Raw genomic sequence first — 21,372 nt, 5'->3', positions numbered from 1 at the left:
GGGATTATATGGGAATTAAATCATTTTCAAGAGCAAGAGCAATACATCTGATGTTGGTTTATACTGGTGGATGTAATGGGTGCGATATTGAGATTGTTAACTCTGTATTATCACCTAGATTCGATGCTGAACAGTATAAGGTTTTCTTAACATGGAATCCTCGTGAAGCTGATGTTTTAGTAGTTACAGGTCCTGTAACCAAATTAAACAGAAAACCGTTGGAAGAAATTTATAAGGCTATCCCTGAACCTAAATTGGTAGTAGCTGCTGGAAGCTGTGCTTTAATGGGTGGAGTTTATAAGAATATTCATGGAGATATTCCTTCTGAAGAAATTGAAGGGCCTGTTGAAAACATTATACCAGTAGATGCAAAAGTTCCTGGCTGTGCTGTAAGGCCTCAGGATGTTTTATCTGGTGTTGTATCAATTTTACCAAAATTACTGGATGCAGATTAAAAAGGGGAGTTTAAAAAAATGGATGAAAAAATACCGAATAGTAAAATTATAGAAACAGAAATTCCTATGGGTACAGTTCACCCTGCTGCATTGGAGCCATACAGAGTAAGGCTTTTTGTAGAAGATGAAATTGTACAAGAAGCTGAAATAACTATTGGTGTTAACCATAGGGGTGTAGAAAGAATCATGGAAGGACTCCCTGTTGAAAAAGCCAATGCGTTAACTGAAAAAATATGTGGAATCTGTTCTAATGCTCATGTTTGGAATTCTGTAAGGACTGCGGAATTGGGTTTGGATATTGAAATTCCGGAAAGGGCAAGTTATATTAGGATAATTGTTGGGGAATTAGAAAGATTACATAGTCATTTCCTATATTTGGCTCATGGTTGTGAAGTTTTAGCTCATGAAACCTTTTCAATGAGAGTTTTCTATCTTAGGGAAATAGTAATGGAACTTCTAAACATGATTGGAGGTAACAGGGTTCAGTATGGTTGTTCTGTTATTGGTGGTGTTAGGCCAAGATGTGAGCTGGATTCTAAAAGACTTGAAAGATTAGCTAATGATATGGATGCACTGGAAGAAGGCTTAACTGACTTTGTAAACAGATTTACTTCTGATTCAATATTGATGTCAAGGATTACCGGAATAGGTGTACTTCCTCAAAAACAGGCTATTAAATTAGATGTTTCCGGCCCGTCTTTAAGAGCTACTGGTGTGGTATATGATTTAAGAACAACAATGAGTGAATATGATCCGTTTGATTTTAATATTATAACTCAGGAAGATGGAGATGTTAAATCTAATTTGATGATGAGGGCATTAGAATCATTTGAATCAATAAAAATCATTCGTCAGGCTGTTAAAAACTTGCCTGAAGGTCCGGTTGTAACTCATGATTGGGAAATGAAAGACACAGATATTATTGAAAGCCGTATTGAAGTTCCAAGGGGAACATTATATCATTCATATGCTTTAGAAAGCGGAAGAGTCAGACATTCTATTATCAGGACACCTTCTATGGCAAATATAGGTGCAATGCAATATGCATGTATCGGTGATCAAATAACTGATGCGCAGTTGTGTATTGTACAGTGTGATCCGTGTTTTACCTGTACTGACAGAGCAATCGAGATAATTAGGAGATAAAATTATGATGCAAAATACTATTATGTTTTCTATTTTGGCAGTAATTGCTACAGTAATTGTTTGTTTTATTGTAAGTACATTTTTGCCAGGTATTGAGCGAAAATATGTTCATGCTAGAATTCAACAAAGGATCGGACCGCCAGTAACTTCTCCTGGAATCATGGCTCCAATTAAATTTGCATTTAAGAAAAATGTTGATGTGGTTTCACCTCTTCCAAAATTGTATAAGGCATTGCCGATTATATGTTTTATGGCAGTATTGTGTATATTGGTTGCTTTAACTCCTCAGGCATTTTATGTTCCTGCATTAGCTAGTTTAATAGCTGTTGTAGGTTTATTAAAAGTTGAAGAAATATGTTATGTACTGATGGGGGCATTATCCAAGTCCGTAATGTCTGTCAGGATGCCGTTTCCTGATTTGGCTAAAGGAGCAGCACATACAAATACTACAAGGTCTTTTATGGAAGATATAAGTGCAAGAAGATCTTTAAGGATGATTACTTATGGTTCATTCCCATTGTATTTGGCAGTATTTGCACCTATAACATACTGTGGAAGTATTTTCCTTCAGGATATAATTCAATATCAGCAGGCTAACGGGCCGTTTTTATTTACTGTATCAGGTGCTATTGCAGCAATTGTGTTTTTCATGGGATACATGATTCTGTTAAATGAATATCCATTTTCAATTATTAAAGCAAAATCTGATGTAATTGAAGGTCCGTATATGGAATATGCTGCCAAATATAGGTCTGTTGTATTTGTTACTAGAGGATTTCTGATGTTTGTACTTGGTGCTCTGTTTTCAGTATTATTTATTGGAATACCTCCAAATATATTTTCATGGGGAATTTTGGTTAATATTGTTGTAGCTTTAATATTTGTATTTATGATGGGTATTTTTTCAGCATTCACTCCGGTATTTACAAACAGACAATTATTGCCAACTATTGTTGGAACATCTTTGCTTGGAGTATTAGCTATTGTAATTGGAGTATTATGAGGTGATTATTTGAAATTTGTAATGCAGCCAAAACATATGGTAAGTCTTGGGGGATATATTGTAGAAACACAGTTTCCTTATAGGAATCTTATAGTTATAAATAAAACCTCTGAACCTATTAAAATTGAAATTCCGGTTTTTGATGAAAGCTGGATTGAAGAGCATAGGGAGTTAGGCCTGGAAGTAATTCCTGTATCAAAAGAGGATAATTATTTAAAAATGTGGAAAAGAGCACATGCTGAATTAGATAAAATAAGGAATTAAAATGGAAAATTATAGTTTAACCATTAAATCTGACGAAAAAAAAGGAGTATTGGATGATATTACTTCAATTATAGTTGCACATGAAGTTAATATTAGCTATACTCACCTTTTTATTGAAAAAAATAATGTGGGTACAATAGATTTGGAACTTGAACATGTGGAAGATATTGATTCATTAATAGCTGATTTGGAATCTCTTAAAGAAGTTAAATCTGTAGAAATTCATTCTTCACAATCAAATATTTATGGAAAACGTATTATTATTGTTGGTGGTGGAGCACAGGTATCTCAAGTAGCTTTAGGTGCAATCACTGAAGCTGACAGGCATAATATTCGTGGAGAACGTATTAGTGTGGATACGCTTCCTATTGTTGGTGAAGAGAATATAGCTGAAGCTACTGATGCAGTATCAAGACTTCCAAGAGCGCATGTTTTGGTATTGGCAGGTTCTTTAATGGGTGGAGAAATATCTGAAGCTGTTAAAAAAATAAAAAAGGAAAAAGGAGTAATTGTAATTTCCTTAAATATGCCTGGAAGTGTTACGGAGCATGCAGATTTAATTATAACTGATCCTGTACAGGCGGGAGTGCTTGCTGTAATGGCAATAGCTGATACTGCAGTCTTTGACATTAAAAAGCTTCATGGGAATATTAAATATTAATCTTTTGTACAAATTGCATAATATTCGCAGTTTCTACACTTTTTTTCATTTATTTTTACTTTTGGAATTTTTTTATTAATTATGATTTCTTTAACTTCATTCAATACACTAAACAGTCCTTTTCTAAGATTCATATCCATAATTACCGGTCGTTTATCGTCTATTTTTGAATATTTTACAAATCCTACAAAAACTTCGGTGTCAAATTCTTCTTCAATTAAGATGGCATTTGCAGCTAGTTCTATTGCATCACCGTCCCATGTTCCTTTAAGTGGTGGTTTTGAACTTTTAAAACTTATCGGATAATATTTTCCATCAATAATTTCTATTTTGTCACATATTCCTACTAAATCAAGGTGTTTGTCTTTCATTAGGTATGAATACATACAATTTGGAAAAAACATTTCGACAATTTCCATTCCGTCCTTGTCCAGAATATTCATGGCCTTTTTGGCTTTGAGAGCCAATATTTTTATGTTAAAATAAGTTTCATCTACTATTTCGTCTGTCTGCTCTTGTGTAATTCCTAATTTCAAATTCTTTATGGTGTCGATATTATTTTCGGTGTATGCAGCTATATTTTGACCTAAAGCAGTTTCTATTTCATTTAAATTCATAGTTTTATTTAGTTTGCGCATATTTTTCTGCAATAAATCCTGAATATCTATTTTGAGATTTTTAATTTCATTATATAATTGATATTCGTCATTTTGAGAAATATCAACATGTGTTTTTAGATATAATTTCATTGGGCAGTACATATACATTTTTATAGATGATATATTTATCATTTTTTAACCTCTTTAAAATCGATATTATTGATTAGAATTAGATAATATAAATAATAAGAGGTTATAAATGTCTTAAATTATTTAAAAATAAGTAAAAAAAGAGAATAGCTAATAATATTTAGCTATTAAAACAATTTTATCATGCAGGACTTTCTTTGAGTTTAACATATTCGTCCATGGATTCTCTGGTAGTTCCAATAACAAGTCTGTAGGAATCTTTTTTACCTTCACTAATGACTTTTTCGACTTTTCCTTTAGCTACGACATGTTCGCCGTCAATAACTTCTCCTGCATATGTGTGGGTAAATGAAACAACTTCAGATATTGGTGCTTCAACTCCATCAAGTATTTTTAAGTTTTCAATGGTGTATAATGAAGGATTATCAAATGCGCCAAGTGCACTTACAATATCACATTCTATTTGAGCGATTCCTAATGGTTCATAAACAGTATCTCCCCATTCGCCGCTAATTTCATCATAATTTTTAGTGCATAAAATATCAAATAAAGTTCCGTTTATTGTTCCTCTGTTTCCTTTTCTGTTTTCGTACCATTTGAATTCGTCCATGGTTAAACTGGAATCTTTCATACGTTTGTTGTAGACTTTTTCCCAAAATTCATCTACAATTCCATTTACTGTAATATCTTTGTCAACTTCATCAATATGGACATTTTTACCTTTATTTTCTCTAAATGCTTTCATGGCTTTTCTATGATTTTCCAGTCCGAAGATTACAAAGTCAATATCAGACACATCCTCTTTGTGAAGTCCGGGGAGGATAGATCCGGAAATTCCCAAGTTTTCATAAGGCACACCGGCAACATAATGGAAAAAGTCACTGACATCCATTAGTTTAGCCATTATTTCCGGATTTTTTAGCTTTTCACCTTTATTGAAAGCATCTCTAAGTTCAGCCAGTCTTTCTTCAGGTTTAATAATTTCAGCTACTTTATCTTTGGGAACACCCATCATTTCAACATTTGTCACGTCACAGAAATATAGATAATCCGGATGATTTTCTCTTAAATAACTGTAAGCTTCATCAGATGTAACTTTCCTGTATTTTTTACCGTCTTTTTCCCTGTCTCCATTTGAATCTGGAATATATCTTAAAAATGAGATAAATCTATCATCAGGATGAACATAATTGGTAGAAGCAAAGAATAATCCATCTGTTGTATAAATAAAATCTCTTGTTCTAACTTGTTTCATAAAAATAACTTCCTTACTTTATTATTATGAAATTAATATTAAACTTGATTTTCTATTTAATTTTTAGTTGTGTTAAATTTCTTTTTAAAGTGAAATTATTTTTCAGCACTTCACAATATTTTTATATAAAAATAGCATCTAACATTAAATCATGACTATTATTCATAAACATATTGATGATATTTTCGAGTATGATGGAAGTCAAATTAATCCTTCCTGGGCTTTTAATGAATTTGGAATTTATGGATCATCTATTATTACTTGGGTAGGTCCTGTAAATATTACTCCTGGTAATTTAAAGGATTTTGCAGATGTTGGACTTGAAATCAAATCTAATTATATGATTAATTTTATTTGTGAATTTTTTGACTGCCAGCCTGCAAATATGAGAATAGCTTACCTTCGTCAAAGATTGATTGTCATGATTTTTAGAGAAGTTCTTTTTGAAAAGGGAATTGTTTCTAAAAGAGAAGGTGATGATATATTTGTGGAAAATAGAAAATTAAGTATTTCAATAGCTAGTGCATCCTTAAGTTCTATGAAAATACATTTTGCTCTAAATCTTGAGGATAAGGGAACTCCAGATGATGTTGAAACTATCGGTCTTTTTGATATTAAAGATAAAAATGGCAATCAAATATTCAACAAGGATAACTTAACTGAATTGGTTAATGATGTTGCTGGCAGATATATTGATGAATTAGAAACAATTGAAAAAGATATTAGCAAAACTAACTTATTATAGAATGGTGATTTTATGAAAATTATGATTAACGGTATACAATCAAATTTAAGATTCTCTTCAGCTCATGTTATTCCGGGACATGAATCATGCGGTTATATTCATGGACATTCCTATTTTGTAGATGTGGAAATCGAAGGAGAACGTGCAGGGGATTTTGAATTTGTAGTGGACTTTAAAGATGTCAAAGCATACACTAAAGCAATTTGTAATGAATTGGACCACAGGTTATTAATTCCTGTTTACAATGATTTAATAGATATTAAAGATTTTAATAAAAAATCAGACTCTATTTTCGATTTAAAAGAAGAAAAAACAGTTCATTTTAAAATAGCTGGAAAAGGATATTCTATTCCTGGTGAAGATTGTGTTTTCTTACCTCTCCCTTATTCTTCTGCTGAAGAGTTGTCCAAATTTTTTGCTGAAACATTAACTAAAAAATTAGCTGAAAAATATGATAATCTGGAATATGTTGCAGTTGGAGTTAATGAGGGAATCGGACAGGGAGCAATTTATAAAAAAGTGCTTGATGATTAGTTATGAAAGCTCCAATAATCGAAATTTTTTCAAGTTTTCAGGGGGAAGGCCTTTTCATTGGTCAAAGACAAATCTTTGTTAGATTTGCAGGATGTAACTTAAACTGCAGCTATTGCGATACTAATGATAGCAAATCTGAAAAATCAGGTAAATTAATGACAGTTGATGATGTTTTGGCAGCTATTGAAAATGTTAGAACTCCTGATTGTCATGTAATCTCTTTTACTGGTGGGGAACCTAGTTTATATCCTGAATTTATTAATGAAGTTGCTCGTCAGACTGATTTGAAAATTCTTTTAGAAACAAACGGCACTTTGCCTGAAAAAATTGATTTCATTGAAAAATTAGACATTGTATCATTGGATATTAAATTACCTGAACATTTTAACAATGATTTTAATGAAGATATTTTTATCAATGAAATCAAATCAGTAAATTTATTAATGGCGAAGTCTATAATGTTATATTGTAAAGTAGTTGTATTGCCTTCAACAAAAACAAATTTAATTCAAGAGGTAATGGAAAAATTATCTAATAATATTTCAAGCAAAAACAAACTTCAAATAATTATCCAGCCATCTAGTCCTTTAGAGGATTGGGGTAATTCTAATTCTAAATTATTTGAATTTTCAGAAATTGTTGGGCAATATTTTGAAGTATCCACCATTCCACAGGTACACAAGATATTGAATATTGAGTGAATGTGGAAATCTTTTTTGTTTTGAATTTTATTGAATTATTTTTTGTTAGGCGTACACTTAGAACTACTAGAGGTGTGATAAAATGAAAGATAAATCATCCATTTTAAGAAAATCTATAAAGATGGGCTCAGTCGAGCATGAAACAAAAGTTTCTAATAAAGAAGGAGAAATCATGGCTATTGCAAGCAAAGACGTGATTTCTATACCTCCAACTAAAAGTATCAAAGATACTGCTAAAGTAATGATGGAACATGAGTTCAGGAGGTTACCAATAGCTGATCCGGGTTCTGGTAAGGTTTTAGGTATTGTTACAGTAATGGATATTTTGGATTTCTTTGGTGGAGGAAAGAAATTTAACATTATTGAGAAAAAATACGAAGATAACTTTTTAGCAGCTATTAATGAACCTATTAGAGAAATTATGACTCGTGATGTAATTTGCCTTTCTGATAAATCTTCTATTAAGGATACTATTGAAACAATGTTATCTAATCAAATTGGTGCTATTCCTCTTGTAGATGCTAATGATAAGCTTGCAGGTATTGTAACTGAAAGGGATATTGTATTATCATTAGCTGGCGTATTGACTGAAGAAGTTGCACAGGATTACATGTCTACTAAAGTATTTACAACCACTCCTGGAACTCCAATTGAAAGTGCTTGTAAAATAATGGTTAGAAACGGTTTAAGAAGGATACCTATTGTTGGGGGTGAAGCTGACATATCTAAAGCAAGTAAAAAACTGTTAGGTATAGTAACTTCTACTGATATTATTAGGTATTTCAATGCAAAAGAATTATTTGATAACTTAAATTCTAATGCTGCTTCAGAAGTATTGAAGAACATAGTTTCTAATATTATGGCAGAAGATCCAATTACTGTATCTCAAACAGAAAGAATTGGAGATATTTGTGCATTATTTGCCGAGAAAAATATTGGTGGTGTGCCTGTAACTAAAGACAGCGAGATTATTGGTATCATTACTGAAAAAGATATATTGAACGCAATTAAAACATTATAAACTTTAAAAAATAGGAGTATTTCTTTTTATTCCTATTTTTTTAGATGACATAGTTTATTCGTAACTAAATGGAGATGATAATATGCAAATAAAAAACTTGATGTCTGAAGATTTAATCACTGTTGATAAGGATCAAAAACTTTCTGATGGTTTAAAATTATTGGCTAAAAATGATGTTTCACGTTTGCCGGTAATCAATACTAATAAAGATCATCAAAGGGAATTAGTGGGAATTATTTCAGAAAGAGATGTAGCTGATAAATTAGGTTCTTCAAAATATGAAAATATGCCCGCATCAAGACTTCATATTTCATCTGTTATGGTTAAAGATGTAATCTCTGTTGTTGAAACAATGGATTTGGCAGATGTTGCAAATTTAATGTTGGAAAACGGTATCGGTTCAGTACCTATTGTATCTGACGATGATATGATGGTTGGAATAGTTTCAAAAGCTGACTTTGTAACTCTTGCAGTTGGTAGAGCATTTGATAAAATAACTGTTAAAGAAGTAATGTCTGATGATATCAAAGCAGTATCTTCACAGGAAAGACTGGTTCATGCAAGAAGAATCATGATTGATTCTCATGTAGGAAGGTTGCCTGTTATTGATGGAGATGAACTTGTAGGTATGATGACTTCAAAAGATGTTATGAAAGCATTTATCAATTTCAGAAAAAATGTTCCTGAAAAATATCAAAAAACTCAAATTAAAGAAATTTTAGTTGAGGAAGTCATGTCTGATAATCCGTTATCTATTTCAAAGAATGCATCTATTTCCGAAGTGGCCAACACAATGATGGATACTGGTTATAATGGTTTGCCTGTTGTTGAAGACAATAATGTAATTGGTATTATAACCCAAACAGATATTTTAAGACTTATAGCTAAATTAGAGTCTTAATTAAATTTTAATAGCTAATATTTTAGCTATTTCTTCTTTTTTATTTTTTACAATAAACTTTTTAACTGTCAAGCAATATAACACAAAGTATTATGTGTAATAATATTTCATTTTTAGGTCCGAAAGGAACTTTTACTCATGAAGCAGCTTATATACTTGAGGGAAATTTAATTCCATATTGCACGATTCCTGCAGTGATGGAAAGTGTTTCAAATGGGGAGTGTCAATTTGGAGTAGTGCCAATTGAAAACTCTATTGAAGGTCCGGTAGGACTTACTCTAGATTCTTTAGCTCATAAATTTGATTTAAAAATATTTAAGGAAATGGTAATTCCAATTAATCAGAATTTAATTGTCAATCCTAAAACAGTTATGAATGACATAACTGATGTATATTCTCATTCTCAGGCAATAGCTCAATGTCAGGAGTTTATTAGGGATAATGAAATACAGCCCCATTATGCTGTAAGTACTGCCAGTGCAGCTAAAAGTATTTTAGGCGATAAAACAAAGGCAGCTATTGGAAATTCTAAAGCTGCTGAGATTTATGGCTTGGAAATCCTCAAACCTAATATTCAGGATTTGGATAATAACGAAACACGTTTTGTAGTTTTATCGAAAAATGATCATGAGCCTACTGGCAGGGATAAGACTTCAATAATATTCTCTATTTATGAAGATAAACCTGGTATGCTTTATAAAATATTAGGTGTTTTTGAAAAAGAAAGTATTAACTTAACAAAAATTGAATCAAGACCTTCTAAAAAAGGTTTGGGCAAATATTTGTTTTTTGTTGATTTTTATGGTCATAGAAAAGATAAAACTGTTCAGAATATTCTAAATGAACTGGATGGGCTTACTTACTTTTTAAAGGTTTTAGGTTCTTACCCGGAGTTTTAGAAAAACTTTAAATTATTGGTTTAATAAACTAATATTATGATAAGATTCAGGGATGGTATACATGCCAAATGATAAGGAGAAACTTCTAAGAGTTATGCGTTGTTTAGATGCAGACTATGCTCATGGCAAAATTTCTGAAGAAAAATACAGATATTTTCGCTCTAAATATGAAGATAAGCTCAATACATTAGATGCTCGTGATGCTACTAATAGAATTAGGTCTATGCAGGGTAAACCATCTGGTAAAAGAAAAACTAACCCTAAACCTCCTAAACTTAATAAGAAGAAAAAAGAGGAGCAAGATTTAGTTCAAAAATATATTATCAATCCAAAAAAAGGAGATAAAGATTTTAACAAAGAGAAAAAACCTCCTATGGATAATGGTACTTTTAAATTAATTGCGGTTTTAGTTTTAGTAATCGGATTTACTGCAGGTATTGGTTATGGAGTTTTAACTTTTGACTTTGGAAACATTTCAGTAACTGATGCGCAGGCTATTGTTGAGGATACGGCATTTCCAGAGGTTGAAGAAGTCAAAGTAAATGATACGGATAATGATTCTGTTCAAGTTGGAGATACTTATACTTCAGATAACTCATACGATAGTGGGGATTCATCTTCTGGTCAAGGTTCAGGAAGTTATGATTCTGGAACTGGTGGTGAAGAGTCTGGTTCTGGAAGTAGTTCTGGATCCGGAGATTCTGGAACTGTTGAAGGAACTGTGACAGGATAGAAGTTAATTAATGGTGAATTTATGAAAAAAAATATTATATGTGGAGTTATAATAATTGTAGCAATTGTTTGTGTGTTCGGATACTTGATTATGAATAATGTATCTACAGCTGACCTTACAGGAAGTAGTGGTGATAATGCTACTAAAATGTTAAGTTCTTCTAAAGGGGGAGTCATGGTTCAATATCCTTCTGAATGGGTGCTTTCTGAATCAACTTCAAATTCTTCAGTAATTGCTCTTGCAAAATCTGACTCTATTGATTCATCTAAAGTAGGGCAAGTTACCATCAATGTTGAAAAACAGCCTATTGAGGGAAGTTTTGATTCATTTATAAATAAGACTTATACTGCAATGCAGCATGATTCATCTTTTAATTTGACTTCATCAGGTCAGGTTTTAATCAACGATAAAAATGCTACTGAATATGTTTATACATCTGATGTAGATGGAGTAGTTAAAGAACATAAGGCTATTTGGTTTGATAAAGGAGATCAGGCTTATGTTGTATTGTATAGTGCTCCAATTGATAAATTTAATGAAAATCTAAATTCATTTAATTATATTTTAGAAAATATGCAAATTGGTGCATAATTCTTTTTATTTTTTTTTAGAGGTATTTTCATGATTATATTATGTGTTACTGGCAGTATTGCCGCTACTGAATCTATTAAATTAGCTAGGGAACTTAAAAGAAATGATATGGAAGTTAAATGTTTTATGAGCGAAGCTGCTTGCGATATTATCACTCCAAATGCTATGGAATTTGCAACAGGTAATGAAGTGGTAACCAGGTTGACTGGTAAGATTGAGCATGTTAAATATTCACAAGAGGATTTGATATTAGTTGCTCCAGCTACTGCGAATACCATAAGCAAATTTGCATATAAGCTAGCTGATGACCCAATCTCTACACTTTTGATTACAGCATATGGACATGACACTCCAATTTTGTTCGTTCCGTCAATGCATGATTCAATGTTTAAGGCTATTAAAGACAATATTGATAAAATTAAAGAAGAGGGTTCTGCTTCATTTATCAAACCTAAAATGGATGAAGGCAAAGCAAAATTCCCAGATAAAGAAGATATAGTTTTAGAAGCATTAAGAACAATTAATTTAAATAAATGAGGTGGTTTTATCCACGAAAAAGTTTTAATAAGTATGGGTGGAACTTATGAACCTATTGATCCGATAAGGGGAATAACCAACAAATCCTCTGGAAAAATGGGTTTGGAATTAGCTAAACAGGCTTATATTCGTGGATTTGATGTTACACTAATTGTAGCTAATGTTAGTGTAAGAATCCCTTCAGTATTTAATGTTATTAAAGTTGAAACAGCTGGAGAAATGAATAAAGCAATTAAGAAATTAATTCCGAGTCAGGATATTTTTATTTCAACAGCTGCAGTTTCTGATTTTAAATTTGAAGATAAGGACACTCATAAAATTGATTCTTCAAAGGCACTGTCTATAAATTTAAAACCAACCATTAAAATCATCCGCCAGATTAAAGAATTGAATCCGGATATTTTTTTAGTTGGATTTAAGGCGGAAGTTAATATTTCTAAAGAAGACATAATAGCCAGTGCAAAACAACAGATTAAAGATGCAGGAACAGATTTGGTAATAGCTAATGATGTTAGTGATGAGAATTGTCATTTTGGTTCAGATAATAATAAGGTTTGGATTGTAGACGATGATATTGTAAGTGTTCCGCTGTCTTCAAAAAAAGAAATAGCCAATATCATTTTTGATGTTATTTTGGAAAAGATTTAGGGATATGTGCAATTTTTAGGCCTTAAAAAGTAATATTTTTTAGTTAAAATAACTTTTTTTAAACATTTATTGAAAATTTGGTAAAAATAAGTATTTTTTAAAAATAAGTTCATTCCTTTAGGAATTACCAATTTGAGTGATTAATAGAGTGATTTTTTCCCTAAAGGCATTTAAAATGAACTTTTTTTTATTTGCATTAGCATATTGTATATTTCATTTTATGTTATAAATAGCTATCGAAGTAATACTTTTTTGGGTGTTTTGGCTTATTTTTTTAATTTTATGTCTGTCCTTTTTTTAAGGTTTTACAAGTGTAGTGGGGATATTTTTTATTAAAAATTTTTCTCTACTACAAATGCAATATGGTCTTTTTCGTAAGGTTCCAGTTTTACTTTTTCAATAATTTTAAAACCCTTTTCTCTCAATTTTCTTTCTTCTTCTTTAAAAATCTTTTTAGGCTTTTGTACAACATCAATACTTCTGGCTTTAATCATTAATGCTCCTATAACATCATCTTTCCCTATTAAGTTCATGTTTTTCATAAACAGTTGGCTTTGTGTTGGTTGAGCTACATCACAGTATACAATGTCTGTTTTTTCGGTTATATTCAAATAATTTTTAGGTTTGGTTGCATCTCCCAAAATCGGAGCAATATTAGTCCTTTGTCTGGCTAGTCTGACTAATTTTTTAGCTGTTGTTGGTGAAAATTCAACAGCATATATTCTTCCATCAGTTACTATGTCTGAAATGTGTGAAACTGTTGTTCCAGTTGATGCACCTAAGTATAGGACTTTCGCATCTTCAGAAATGTCCAGATTTTCTAATCCATTTAATAAGGCTGCTGCTAATTTTGACCGTCTAGGATTCCATATTCTGTATTCTTCTTTTTCCTGAATTAGCTCTTCACCATAAACTGAAATTCCGGGGGTTAAATTTTTGGTAGCTATTTGTCCATCTTTCAAATAAACTTTCATAGCTTATTTCCTCCTTTTATTTTTTCTTCTTTTTTTAGATTTTGGGTGTTTATTTTTAGATTTTGAGTGTTCTTCTTTTCGTTTTTTGGTAGTTTTTGTTGGGAACGGATTTTCTTTTTCTATCTGTTCTGCCTTTTCGATAAATTCATCATAAATATTCGGATCAAAATCTTTGGTGAAAATATCTTTTCTGCATGCTAATGATATTTTGGATGCAAGCATTCTGGCGATTTTTCCACGATTCCACCACTTGGCTCCTCTAATTTGTGGGTGTTGATAGATTAAACCATATTTTGGAGGTCTGTCTCCACTTTTCAAATGTCTAAACAATGCTTTTTCAGCACCCATTATCTGAACAGTACTTGAAGGATATGTTGCTAGTCTTTTAAGCCCTCCTGCATGTGATATTAGTTTAGCACCAAGTGAAGCTCCAACCAATAATTTCAAATTCGGTGCTAATGATTCCATTTTATCTTCAATGTAGTTTTCAATAGATTTTCTGCTTTTCTGCAATTCATAAATGGAATTTGCATAATTGTTCATGATGTCCAAATCACTTTGGTTGATTTCTTCATCATAATCGGAATCTATTAAAAATACGTCTGGCTTTGCTTCAATGATTTTTTCTTTGGTTTTATTTTCAGCTATTAAACGAACATATGTTTCATTATTTTTAATTACATCCATTTCCGGGAAATACAAAGCGTACCATTCCCTAATGCGTTCAATTAATTTGCTGATTGATTCATCGATTTCATCAATAGAATTTATAGCTTGGATAAGATGTTTGTCTTCTGATTTTGATGCTTCTTTCATTTTAGCAATAGCTAACTGCTGATAAACTTCAAGATAGTCATCACCAACAAATTTTTCCAAATTACTTCTTAAATACTCTCCACCGGCATTTGGTGTTTTAATTTCTAGTTTGTCAAAGGATTTTAAGCCAGAATAATCGGAGATTCGTTTATTTGATTCAATAATGATTTTATCATAATCTTTTGAGACTTCTTCAATAATTTCCTTTTCCTGTGAAACTATTTTTTTATTCTTAATTTCCATTAGTGCAGTTACAATACTCTCTTTTGGAAATAATTTTTGAGTTATTAATTCAAAATCCTCACTAAAAGCTAAAAATCCTTTAATGCAATAGGTTATATAACATTCCATATTTATTCACTCAAAATGCATTTGTTAATTTAATACTAAATTTATTGTAACTGATATATTAATATAGAGAATTACAAACATTTAATTGATTTAAAAAATATAGTTTAATTGAATATTTTATGGAATTGGGAATCATGACTAAACCAAACTATAATAAAAAGAAATTTCAGGACCTTAAAGAAACAATTGAGCTAAAAAATGCAGAAATTGATGAGCTTAATATGCAGTTGGCCACTAAGGATAAGGAAATTAACAAATTTAAAAATTACATCACTAAACAAAAGTATGAAATCAAAACACTGGAACTTAAAGTGGACAGCGAGATTAATAATGAAAAAGCCAAGTTTAAGGAGTTAGATGATCTTCAACAAAAACTTAATGAAAAGCAGGAGATAATTGATGATAAACAGGACCAGATAAAATATTTAAGAACTTTAATCGATGATTATAAGTTGCAGGTTCATAATAATACTGAGAATTTGGAAGTTCAATTAAGAAAAATTTCAAAAACTTATGAGGGGCTTTTAGCTCAAAAAGATTTAATAATTGAAAAACAGGATGAAAACATTAAATCTTTATTAAAAGATAAAGAAGAAATTATTAAATCCAATAAAACCAATGTAATAAGTTTAAAATTACAGAATGATAAATATCGTGAATTGATTAAGAAATATGAAGAAAAACTTGATTAAAAATGTATAAATGTTTTATAATACATAATTAATATCATATAAAAATTTTTGGTGTAATCATGTTGAGGACAAATGTTTGTGGAGTTGAATTTAGAAATCCTTTAATGTTGGCTGCAGGAGTTATGGGAAGTAATGCTTCTTCCATGAATTGGATTTTAAAATCCGGTGCAGCAGGTGTTGTTTCTAAATCTTTTTCTTTAGAACCGAATCCGGGATATGCAAATCCTACAACTGTAGGTGTTGAATGCGGCATTATCAATGCTATCGGTCTTTCAAATCCCGGTGCAGAAAACTTTAAAGAGGAACTTAAAAGAATTGACAGGAAAGGAAATGTTTCAATAGCTTCAATTTACGGGGCAACTCCTGAAGAATTTAGCAAGTTAGTTTTGGAAATTGAAGATTATGTTGATATGATTGAGTTGAATATTTCATGTCCTCATGCTATGGAAGGTTATGGTGCATCCATAGGTCAGGATGCTAATTTAACTCATAAAATTGTTAGTGCTGCTAAAGATAGTGCAAATAAACCAGTAATAGCTAAACTAACTCCAAATGTTACTGATATTGTTGAAATAGCTGTGGCAGCTCAGGATGCAGGAGCAGATGCATTGACTTTAATTAATTCATTAGGTCCTGGAATGAAAATCAATATTGATGTTGCAAGACCTGTTTTATCAAATAAGTTTGGCGGAATGAGCGGTAAGGCTATAAAACCAATAGCTCTTCGTAATGTTTATACTGTTTATGATAATGTAGATATTCCAATTATTGGTGTTGGAGGTATTTCAAACTTTGAAGATGTTGTTGAATTTTTATTTGCTGGAGCTAGGGCAGTTCAAATTGGTACTTCTATTATGGATGAGGGTGTAGAAGTATTTGGCAAAATCAACAAAGATTTAGAAGAATTTATGAATAAAAAAGGTTATGAATCTATTGATGAAATGATTGGCCTTGCACATGAGGAGTTGTAATTTATGAATGATGTTCCACAAATTGTTGAAATTAATGAAATAATTGAAGAGACTCCAACAATTAAAACTTTTGTCTTTGATTGGGATATGGATAAGTTCGGTGTTCCTTCTCCGGGGGAATTTGTGATGGTTTGGAATTTCCATAATGAAAAACCAATGTCCATTTCTTTAATTGACAAAGAAAATTCCAGAATGGCCATTAGTGTTAAAAATGTTGGTGAATTTTCATCACAGCTTCATGATTTAAAAGTTGGAGATAAAATAGGTATTCGAGGAAGCTATGGAAATGGATTTTCAAATGATTTAACTGATAAAAAAGTTTTAGCTATTGGTGGTGGAGTTGGAATGGCTCCTATTAATGCAATAGTTAGTGATTTGCTTAAAAAAGGCAATGCTGTTGATGTAGTTCCGGCAGCCGTTACAAAAGAAGAATTGCTGTTTATGGAGTCATTGGAAAAATCAGGTGCAAAGATTCATCCGTGTACTGATGATGGAAGTTTTGGATTTGAAGGATTTGCAACAGATTGTACTGTAAGTTTACTTGAAGATAACTCTTATGATTTTGCATTTGTTTGTGGTCCTGAGATAATGATGAAAGGAATCTATGAAATACTTGAAGATGCTGGAATAAGTGCAGAATATTCTCTAGAGAGATACATGAAATGTGCTCTAGGTATATGTGGTCAGTGTTGTGTTGATAATACTGGATGGAGAATCTGTGTAGAAGGGCCTGTTTTTAAAAATGAGAAAATAGAAGAAATTTCAGAGTTCGGTAAATACAGAAGGAATGCTGCAGGAATAAAGCAGTAATTAAATGTGATTCTAATGGAAAAAGACTTAAAAGAATATATAACTCCTCCAGTATTGCTGGTACTGTTCTTGCTTGGAATATCACTAATGATTGTATCTCCGGTTTTGAATATGGTTATATTGGGGGCAATATTAGCTTATGCTATCCGCCCATTAGCTAGAAAAATAACTTCTAAAATAAAAATCAGATCAGTTTCTATTTTTCTGGCTGTAATTTTGGTTATGATTCCATTGGTTATTTTAATTGCATATATTATTTCAGTAATATCTGGTGTTTTATCTGATGTGTTGGTAGTTAATCCAAGTGGTTTTAACTTAAATTTGGATACTGTAATTAATCAGATGGTTAATAGCCTGCCGGCAGATATAAGCTCTGGTATTGATACTGCATCAATTAAATCATCTTTATCCGGTTTTATAAAGGATATTGGAAATGTGGTGCTGGATTATATTGTAAGCTTGGCCAGCAAACTTCTTTCAATTTCTGTAGATTTATTTATTTTATTCGCATCAATATATTACTTTATTCGTGATGGAGATAACTGTTATGATTTCGTTGAATCATTCATACCTCAGGAAAGTAAAGATTTCTTTGAAAGAACTGTAAATTCCGTTAAAGAGGTTTTAAAAAGTATATTTTATGGACATTTTTTAACTTCTTTAATTATTGGTATTATTGCGACTGTTGGATATTCTTTACTTGGATATTCTCAGGGAGTATTTTTAGGAGTGCTTACCGGTATTTTTCAGTTAATTCCAATATTTGGACCTTGGCCAATTTATTGGACCTTGGCTATTGTTGATTTGATTTCAGGAAATTATGTAAGGGTTGTAATTGTAATTTTATTTGGATTTTTCCTTAGTTTAAGTGATATGTATATTAGGCCAGCATTATCCAGTCATTATGCAGATATCCATCCTTTAATTTTACTTATAGGGTTTTTGGCAGGTCCATTAGTTTACGGAATTGTAGGGTTTATTTTAGGTCCATTAATACTGGGTATAACTTATGCTGTTTTAGATAACTTTAGAATAGAACTTAATAAAAGCAAAGGGGAATAAACAATGGAAAAAAACGTTGTTATTTTAGATATTGACTATGTTACTTATGAAAACAAGCCTGTAATCCGTTTATTTTCAAAAGATAAGGATAAAAACATTGTTTTGTTAGATGACACCTTTGAGCCTTATTTGTATGTTGCTCCTAAAGATGATGATAAAGAGTGTCAAAAACAGATTCTTGATACTTTAGATGATGTGCATATTGAAGAAGTTATTAAAAAGGATTTTCAGGTGGAAAAAACATTTTTAAAAGTGACTTTTTTAAATCCTCAGGAATTAGCTAAAAACAGGGATGCTTTACGTGATTTGGACTCTGTGGATCATATAAGGGAACATGATATTCCATTTTACAGAAGATATTTAATTGATCGTGATGTTATTCCAATGACTGAGGTTAAAGCCTGCGGGGAAAAAATTGATTCATTTTTAAATTTGGATTCTAAAAAACACGATTTGGAAATTATTAAACTTACCAAACCTCTTGAAAGAGTGAATGATGATTTGCAGGACTTTAGAATTTTAAGTTTTGATTTGGAAGTTAGAAATCCTCATGGGATGCCAAATTCTGAAGTTGATGAGATAATCATGATTGGAGTAGCCAGTAATTTTGGAATAAATCAGGTTATTTCAACCAAAACAAATTCTGAAGATAGGGATGATTTTGTTAATCAGGTAGAATCTGAAAAGGAAATGATTGAAACATTTATTGATATAGTTAAAAAAAGCAATGTTGATATTATTGTAGGATATAATTCTGATAATTTTGACCTTCCATATCTTAAAGACAGAGCTAAACTTTATGGTTTGGAGTTGGATTTGGGAATGGATGATTCTAATATTAAATTTATTCGAAGGGGTTTTGCAAATGCAGCTTCTTTTAAAGGACTGATTCATGTTGATTTATATCTTGTTATGAGAAGATACATGACTTTGGAGAGATATACTTTAGAGAGAGTATACTATGAATTATTTGGTGAGGAAAAAATCGATGTTCCTGGAGAACACATCTGGGAGTACTGGGACAGTGATTCAACTGAATTAGATGATTTGTTTGATTATTCTTTAGATGATGTTGTATCTACATTAAAAATCGCTCAGCAAACACTTCCGCTTAACCTGGAACTTACTCGTATTGTTGGTCAGCCTCTTTTTGACTTAAGCCGTATGGCTACGGGTCAACAGGCTGAATGGTTTTTAGTTAAGGAAGCATATTTTGACAATGAGATTGTACCAAATAAACCTGGAGGTTCAAACTTTGCACTTAGAGCTGCTGAGGAAGACAATGAAGGAGGATATGTTAAGGAACCCGAAATTGGATTGCATGAAAATTTAGTCCAGTTCGATTTCAGAAGTCTGTATCCCAGCATAATTATTTCAAAAAACATTTCTCCTGACGTGCTGGTTATTGGAGATGTTGAAAATAGACAGGATTACAATATTTCTCCGGAACATGATTTAAAATTTAAAAAAGAGCCAAAAGGTTTTATTCCGTCAGTTATAGCTAAAATTCTTAATGAAAGATTTAAAATTAAAAAAGCCATGAAAGCATCTGTTGATCCAACTGAAAAAAAGACTTTAGATGTGCAACAGCAGGCTATAAAACGTTTAGCTAATACTATGTATGGTATTTATGGTTTTCCTCGCTTCAGATGGTACTCTTATGAATGTGCAAAAGCTATTACTTCATGGGGTAGGCAATATATTAAAAGAGCAATGAAAAAAGCGGAAGATTATGGTTTTTATGCAATATATGCAGACACTGATGGTTTTTATGCTAAATATAAAAAATAAGGAAGAATAAATATTATTCTTCTAAATATGAATCAAAGTCAATATCTAAATCGTCGCAGATTTCTTTCAATTGTTCGTATAATTTTTCATCTATTTCCATTCCATTAGCTTCAGCATTAGCTATTTTTTTAACTTCTAAGTCTCCTGGAATTGAAACATTTTCTCCTGCAGCTCTGGCTTGATTACAGAAATCTGTAGTTTTTGCTTTGAAATCTTCTAGTGAACCGAATTTGCTTGGATCAATAGCTATGTATAAATCTCCTTTTGTACAGTTTTTAGTTGGTGAAGCTGTACCTGTTACTCCTTTTCCGTATTCTGCATTTACTAAAGGTCCGGTTAAAATTTCAATCATAAATGCTAATGCATATCCTTTAAATCCACCGAATGCTAAAATTGAACCTTCAAGAGCAGCTTCAGGATCAGTTGTTGGGTTTCCGTCTTTGTCAAGTGCCCAACCTTCAGGTAATTCCAATCCTTTTCTTTTTGATTCTAATATTTTTCCACGTGCAGTAACTGATGTAGCCATATCTACTGCAATGTAGGAATCACTTGGAATACCAATAGCAATTGGGTTTGTTCCAATAAGTGCTTCACTTGCACCAAATGGAGCAATTGCAGGGTCAGTATTTGCGATTACAGTTCCGATAACACCTTCTTTAACTGCAATATCTGAGTAAAATCCGGTTACTCCAAAGTGGTTTGAATTGTGTACTCCCACACATCCGATACCTACTTCTTTAGCTTTTTTTACAGCTAATTTCATAGCTTTGTATGCAACAGCCTGTCCGAATCCGCTGTTACCGTTTATTAAAGCAATAGCAGGAGTTTCTTTTTCAATAGTTATGTTGTCTTTTAAGTTTATGGTTCCTGATTCAATACTAATTAAGTATTGTGGGAATCTACCAAGTCCATGTGAAGTAAATCCTTTTAAATCTGCATCAATTGTAGCTTCTGCTACCAATTCGCTGTCTTCTTCACTAGCTCCTAATTTTTTTAATATTTCTTTTACAAGAGCTATTTCATTATCTTTCATTATTTTCATTTTTTCACTCTCCTTATAGT

25 protein-coding genes are annotated in these 21,372 nt (G+C 31.6%); 20 read left to right on the top strand and 5 right to left on the bottom strand.

All coding sequences use genetic code 11. The annotated features are described in order from the left end of the window. Positions 1-8 precede the first annotated feature (8 nt). Genes MSM_RS05355 through MSM_RS05335 form a run of 5 tightly spaced genes read left to right on the top strand, consistent with a single transcriptional unit; the run spans position 9 to position 3,529 of the window. Positions 9-455 carry an NADH-quinone oxidoreductase subunit B family protein gene (locus MSM_RS05355; RefSeq protein WP_004032869.1) on the top strand — a complete coding sequence of 149 codons (447 nt, stop codon included), beginning with the start codon at positions 9-11 and terminating at the stop codon, positions 453-455. A gap of 18 nt (positions 456-473) precedes the next feature. Further along, positions 474-1,601 carry a hydrogenase large subunit gene (locus MSM_RS05350; RefSeq protein ID WP_004032870.1) on the top strand — a complete coding sequence of 376 codons (1,128 nt, stop codon included), beginning with the start codon at positions 474-476 and terminating at the stop codon, positions 1,599-1,601. A 4-nt stretch (positions 1,602-1,605) separates the two neighbouring features. Further along, on the top strand, positions 1,606-2,604 hold the full coding sequence (locus MSM_RS05345) for a respiratory chain complex I subunit 1 family protein (protein ID WP_011954267.1): 999 nt from the start codon (positions 1,606-1,608) through the stop codon (positions 2,602-2,604). A gap of 9 nt (positions 2,605-2,613) precedes the next feature. Continuing rightward, complete coding sequence (locus MSM_RS05340) at positions 2,614-2,868, top strand: energy-converting hydrogenase B subunit P (RefSeq protein WP_019262596.1); 255 nt, start codon at positions 2,614-2,616, stop codon at positions 2,866-2,868. Position 2,869: 1 nt separating this feature from the next. Next, positions 2,870-3,529 carry a DUF5612 domain-containing protein gene (locus tag MSM_RS05335; RefSeq protein WP_004032873.1) on the top strand — a complete coding sequence of 220 codons (660 nt, stop codon included), beginning with the start codon at positions 2,870-2,872 and terminating at the stop codon, positions 3,527-3,529. Here MSM_RS05335 and MSM_RS05330 read toward each other — a convergent pair. Both MSM_RS05330 and MSM_RS05325 read right to left on the bottom strand, forming a co-directional pair. Then, a complete protein-coding gene (locus tag MSM_RS05330) occupies positions 3,526-4,320 on the bottom strand; it encodes a CRISPR-associated protein Cas4 (protein ID WP_011954266.1) in 795 nt (264 codons plus the stop codon). The genes MSM_RS05335 and MSM_RS05330 overlap by 4 nt on opposite strands. A 139-nt stretch (positions 4,321-4,459) precedes the next feature. Beyond that, positions 4,460-5,533, bottom strand: coding sequence for a DNA polymerase subunit beta (locus tag MSM_RS05325; protein WP_011954265.1), 1,074 nt, complete (start codon positions 5,531-5,533; stop codon positions 4,460-4,462). 151 nt (positions 5,534-5,684) lie between these two features. Here MSM_RS05325 and MSM_RS05320 point away from each other — a divergent pair, with 151 nt between their 5' ends. The 10 genes from MSM_RS05320 to MSM_RS05275 all read left to right on the top strand — a co-directional run bounded on the left by MSM_RS05320 (position 5,685) and on the right by MSM_RS05275 (position 12,843). Next, the gene (locus MSM_RS05320) at positions 5,685-6,278 is read left to right on the top strand and encodes a DUF366 family protein (RefSeq protein ID WP_011954264.1); all 594 of its coding nucleotides are present in this window, start codon (positions 5,685-5,687) and stop codon (positions 6,276-6,278) included. Between the two features lie 12 nt (positions 6,279-6,290). Next, entirely contained in the window at positions 6,291-6,812 is a 522-nt protein-coding gene (locus MSM_RS05315) for a 6-carboxytetrahydropterin synthase QueD (protein WP_011954263.1), read from the top strand. Positions 6,813-6,814: 2 nt separating this feature from the next. Continuing rightward, positions 6,815-7,513, top strand: a complete 699-nt coding sequence (locus tag MSM_RS05310; RefSeq protein WP_011954262.1) for a 7-carboxy-7-deazaguanine synthase QueE — start codon at positions 6,815-6,817, stop codon at positions 7,511-7,513. An 82-nt stretch (positions 7,514-7,595) separates the two neighbouring features. Continuing rightward, a complete protein-coding gene (locus MSM_RS05305; RefSeq protein ID WP_011954261.1) occupies positions 7,596-8,534 on the top strand; it encodes a CBS domain-containing protein in 939 nt (312 codons plus the stop codon). An 82-nt stretch (positions 8,535-8,616) separates the two neighbouring features. Continuing rightward, a complete protein-coding gene (locus MSM_RS05300; protein ID WP_011954260.1) occupies positions 8,617-9,435 on the top strand; it encodes a CBS domain-containing protein in 819 nt (272 codons plus the stop codon). Between the two features lie 92 nt (positions 9,436-9,527). Further along, positions 9,528-10,334, top strand: coding sequence for a prephenate dehydratase (pheA, locus tag MSM_RS05295; protein ID WP_004032881.1), 807 nt, complete (start codon positions 9,528-9,530; stop codon positions 10,332-10,334). Between the two features lie 61 nt (positions 10,335-10,395). Beyond that, entirely contained in the window at positions 10,396-11,067 is a 672-nt protein-coding gene (locus MSM_RS05290) for a hypothetical protein (RefSeq protein ID WP_048058621.1), read from the top strand. A 21-nt stretch (positions 11,068-11,088) separates the two neighbouring features. Further along, positions 11,089-11,658, top strand: a complete 570-nt coding sequence (locus tag MSM_RS05285; RefSeq protein WP_004032883.1) for a PsbP-related protein — start codon at positions 11,089-11,091, stop codon at positions 11,656-11,658. 30 nt (positions 11,659-11,688) lie between these two features. Then, the gene (locus MSM_RS05280) at positions 11,689-12,195 is read left to right on the top strand and encodes a flavoprotein (protein ID WP_011954258.1); all 507 of its coding nucleotides are present in this window, start codon (positions 11,689-11,691) and stop codon (positions 12,193-12,195) included. Positions 12,196-12,222: 27 nt separating this feature from the next. Then, entirely contained in the window at positions 12,223-12,843 is a 621-nt protein-coding gene (locus MSM_RS05275) for a phosphopantothenoylcysteine decarboxylase domain-containing protein (RefSeq protein ID WP_255359943.1), read from the top strand. A gap of 332 nt (positions 12,844-13,175) precedes the next feature. On the opposite strand, the gene MSM_RS05270 is transcribed toward MSM_RS05275, so the two are convergent. Together MSM_RS05270 and MSM_RS05265 are read right to left on the bottom strand one after the other, a co-directional pair. Further along, a complete protein-coding gene (locus tag MSM_RS05270) occupies positions 13,176-13,817 on the bottom strand; it encodes a fibrillarin-like rRNA/tRNA 2'-O-methyltransferase (protein ID WP_011954257.1) in 642 nt (213 codons plus the stop codon). A gap of 3 nt (positions 13,818-13,820) precedes the next feature. After that, entirely contained in the window at positions 13,821-14,984 is a 1,164-nt protein-coding gene (locus MSM_RS05265; protein ID WP_011954256.1) for an NOP5/NOP56 family protein, read from the bottom strand. A 134-nt stretch (positions 14,985-15,118) separates the two neighbouring features. On the opposite strand from MSM_RS05265, the gene MSM_RS05260 reads away from it, so the two are divergent. Genes MSM_RS05260 through MSM_RS05240 form a run of 5 tightly spaced genes read left to right on the top strand, consistent with a single transcriptional unit; the run spans position 15,119 to position 20,310 of the window. Further along, positions 15,119-15,676: a GumC domain-containing protein gene (locus MSM_RS05260; protein WP_019263269.1), complete on the top strand. Its 558-nt coding sequence runs from the start codon at positions 15,119-15,121 to the stop codon at positions 15,674-15,676. Positions 15,677-15,735: 59 nt separating this feature from the next. After that, positions 15,736-16,647 carry a dihydroorotate dehydrogenase gene (locus MSM_RS05255; RefSeq protein WP_011954255.1) on the top strand — a complete coding sequence of 304 codons (912 nt, stop codon included), beginning with the start codon at positions 15,736-15,738 and terminating at the stop codon, positions 16,645-16,647. A 3-nt stretch (positions 16,648-16,650) separates the two neighbouring features. Continuing rightward, positions 16,651-17,457 (top strand): dihydroorotate dehydrogenase electron transfer subunit, encoded by an 807-nt coding sequence (locus tag MSM_RS05250; RefSeq protein WP_004032890.1) that lies wholly within the window; start codon positions 16,651-16,653, stop codon positions 17,455-17,457. 15 nt (positions 17,458-17,472) lie between these two features. Continuing rightward, positions 17,473-18,519: an AI-2E family transporter gene (locus MSM_RS05245; protein WP_011954254.1), complete on the top strand. Its 1,047-nt coding sequence runs from the start codon at positions 17,473-17,475 to the stop codon at positions 18,517-18,519. A 3-nt stretch (positions 18,520-18,522) separates the two neighbouring features. Further along, positions 18,523-20,310 (top strand): DNA-directed DNA polymerase, encoded by a 1,788-nt coding sequence (locus MSM_RS05240; protein ID WP_004032892.1) that lies wholly within the window; start codon positions 18,523-18,525, stop codon positions 20,308-20,310. Between the two features lie 13 nt (positions 20,311-20,323). Here the strand turns inward: MSM_RS05240 and comC are convergent, their stop codons facing one another. Then, the gene (comC, locus tag MSM_RS05235) at positions 20,324-21,352 is read right to left on the bottom strand and encodes an L-sulfolactate dehydrogenase (RefSeq protein ID WP_004032893.1); all 1,029 of its coding nucleotides are present in this window, start codon (positions 21,350-21,352) and stop codon (positions 20,324-20,326) included. Positions 21,353-21,372: the final 20 nt, after the last annotated feature.

This window comes from Methanobrevibacter smithii ATCC 35061, from assembly GCF_000016525.1.
GTDB lineage: Archaea > Methanobacteriota > Methanobacteria > Methanobacteriales > Methanobacteriaceae > Methanocatella > Methanocatella smithii.
Note: the sequence above shows the minus strand (reverse complement) of the source record. Positions and strands in the feature narration are given on the sequence as shown.

Bases quoted from the DNA above. Each gene is read 5' to 3' on its own strand.
- MSM_RS05355 (WP_004032869.1), top strand. From the start codon at position 9: ATGGGAATTAAATCATTTTCAAGAGCAAGAGCAATACATCTGATGTTG.
- MSM_RS05350 (WP_004032870.1), top strand. From the start codon at position 474: ATGGATGAAAAAATACCGAATAGTAAAATTATAGAAACAGAAATTCCT.
- MSM_RS05345 (WP_011954267.1), top strand. From the start codon at position 1,606: ATGATGCAAAATACTATTATGTTTTCTATTTTGGCAGTAATTGCTACA.
- MSM_RS05335 (WP_004032873.1), top strand. From the start codon at position 2,870: ATGGAAAATTATAGTTTAACCATTAAATCTGACGAAAAAAAAGGAGTA.
- MSM_RS05330 (WP_011954266.1), bottom strand. From the start codon at position 4,320: ATGATAAATATATCATCTATAAAAATGTATATGTACTGCCCAATGAAA.
- MSM_RS05325 (WP_011954265.1), bottom strand. From the start codon at position 5,533: ATGAAACAAGTTAGAACAAGAGATTTTATTTATACAACAGATGGATTA.
- MSM_RS05320 (WP_011954264.1), top strand. From the start codon at position 5,685: ATGACTATTATTCATAAACATATTGATGATATTTTCGAGTATGATGGA.
- MSM_RS05315 (WP_011954263.1), top strand. From the start codon at position 6,291: ATGAAAATTATGATTAACGGTATACAATCAAATTTAAGATTCTCTTCA.
- MSM_RS05310 (WP_011954262.1), top strand. From the start codon at position 6,815: ATGAAAGCTCCAATAATCGAAATTTTTTCAAGTTTTCAGGGGGAAGGC.
- MSM_RS05305 (WP_011954261.1), top strand. From the start codon at position 7,596: ATGAAAGATAAATCATCCATTTTAAGAAAATCTATAAAGATGGGCTCA.
- MSM_RS05300 (WP_011954260.1), top strand. From the start codon at position 8,617: ATGCAAATAAAAAACTTGATGTCTGAAGATTTAATCACTGTTGATAAG.
- pheA (WP_004032881.1), top strand. From the start codon at position 9,528: ATGTGTAATAATATTTCATTTTTAGGTCCGAAAGGAACTTTTACTCAT.
- MSM_RS05290 (WP_048058621.1), top strand. From the start codon at position 10,396: ATGCCAAATGATAAGGAGAAACTTCTAAGAGTTATGCGTTGTTTAGAT.
- MSM_RS05285 (WP_004032883.1), top strand. From the start codon at position 11,089: ATGAAAAAAAATATTATATGTGGAGTTATAATAATTGTAGCAATTGTT.
- MSM_RS05280 (WP_011954258.1), top strand. From the start codon at position 11,689: ATGATTATATTATGTGTTACTGGCAGTATTGCCGCTACTGAATCTATT.
- MSM_RS05270 (WP_011954257.1), bottom strand. From the start codon at position 13,817: ATGAAAGTTTATTTGAAAGATGGACAAATAGCTACCAAAAATTTAACC.
- MSM_RS05265 (WP_011954256.1), bottom strand. From the start codon at position 14,984: ATGGAATGTTATATAACCTATTGCATTAAAGGATTTTTAGCTTTTAGT.
- MSM_RS05260 (WP_019263269.1), top strand. From the start codon at position 15,119: ATGACTAAACCAAACTATAATAAAAAGAAATTTCAGGACCTTAAAGAA.
- MSM_RS05255 (WP_011954255.1), top strand. From the start codon at position 15,736: ATGTTGAGGACAAATGTTTGTGGAGTTGAATTTAGAAATCCTTTAATG.
- MSM_RS05250 (WP_004032890.1), top strand. From the start codon at position 16,651: ATGAATGATGTTCCACAAATTGTTGAAATTAATGAAATAATTGAAGAG.
- MSM_RS05245 (WP_011954254.1), top strand. From the start codon at position 17,473: ATGGAAAAAGACTTAAAAGAATATATAACTCCTCCAGTATTGCTGGTA.
- MSM_RS05240 (WP_004032892.1), top strand. From the start codon at position 18,523: ATGGAAAAAAACGTTGTTATTTTAGATATTGACTATGTTACTTATGAA.
- comC (WP_004032893.1), bottom strand. From the start codon at position 21,352: ATGAAAATAATGAAAGATAATGAAATAGCTCTTGTAAAAGAAATATTA.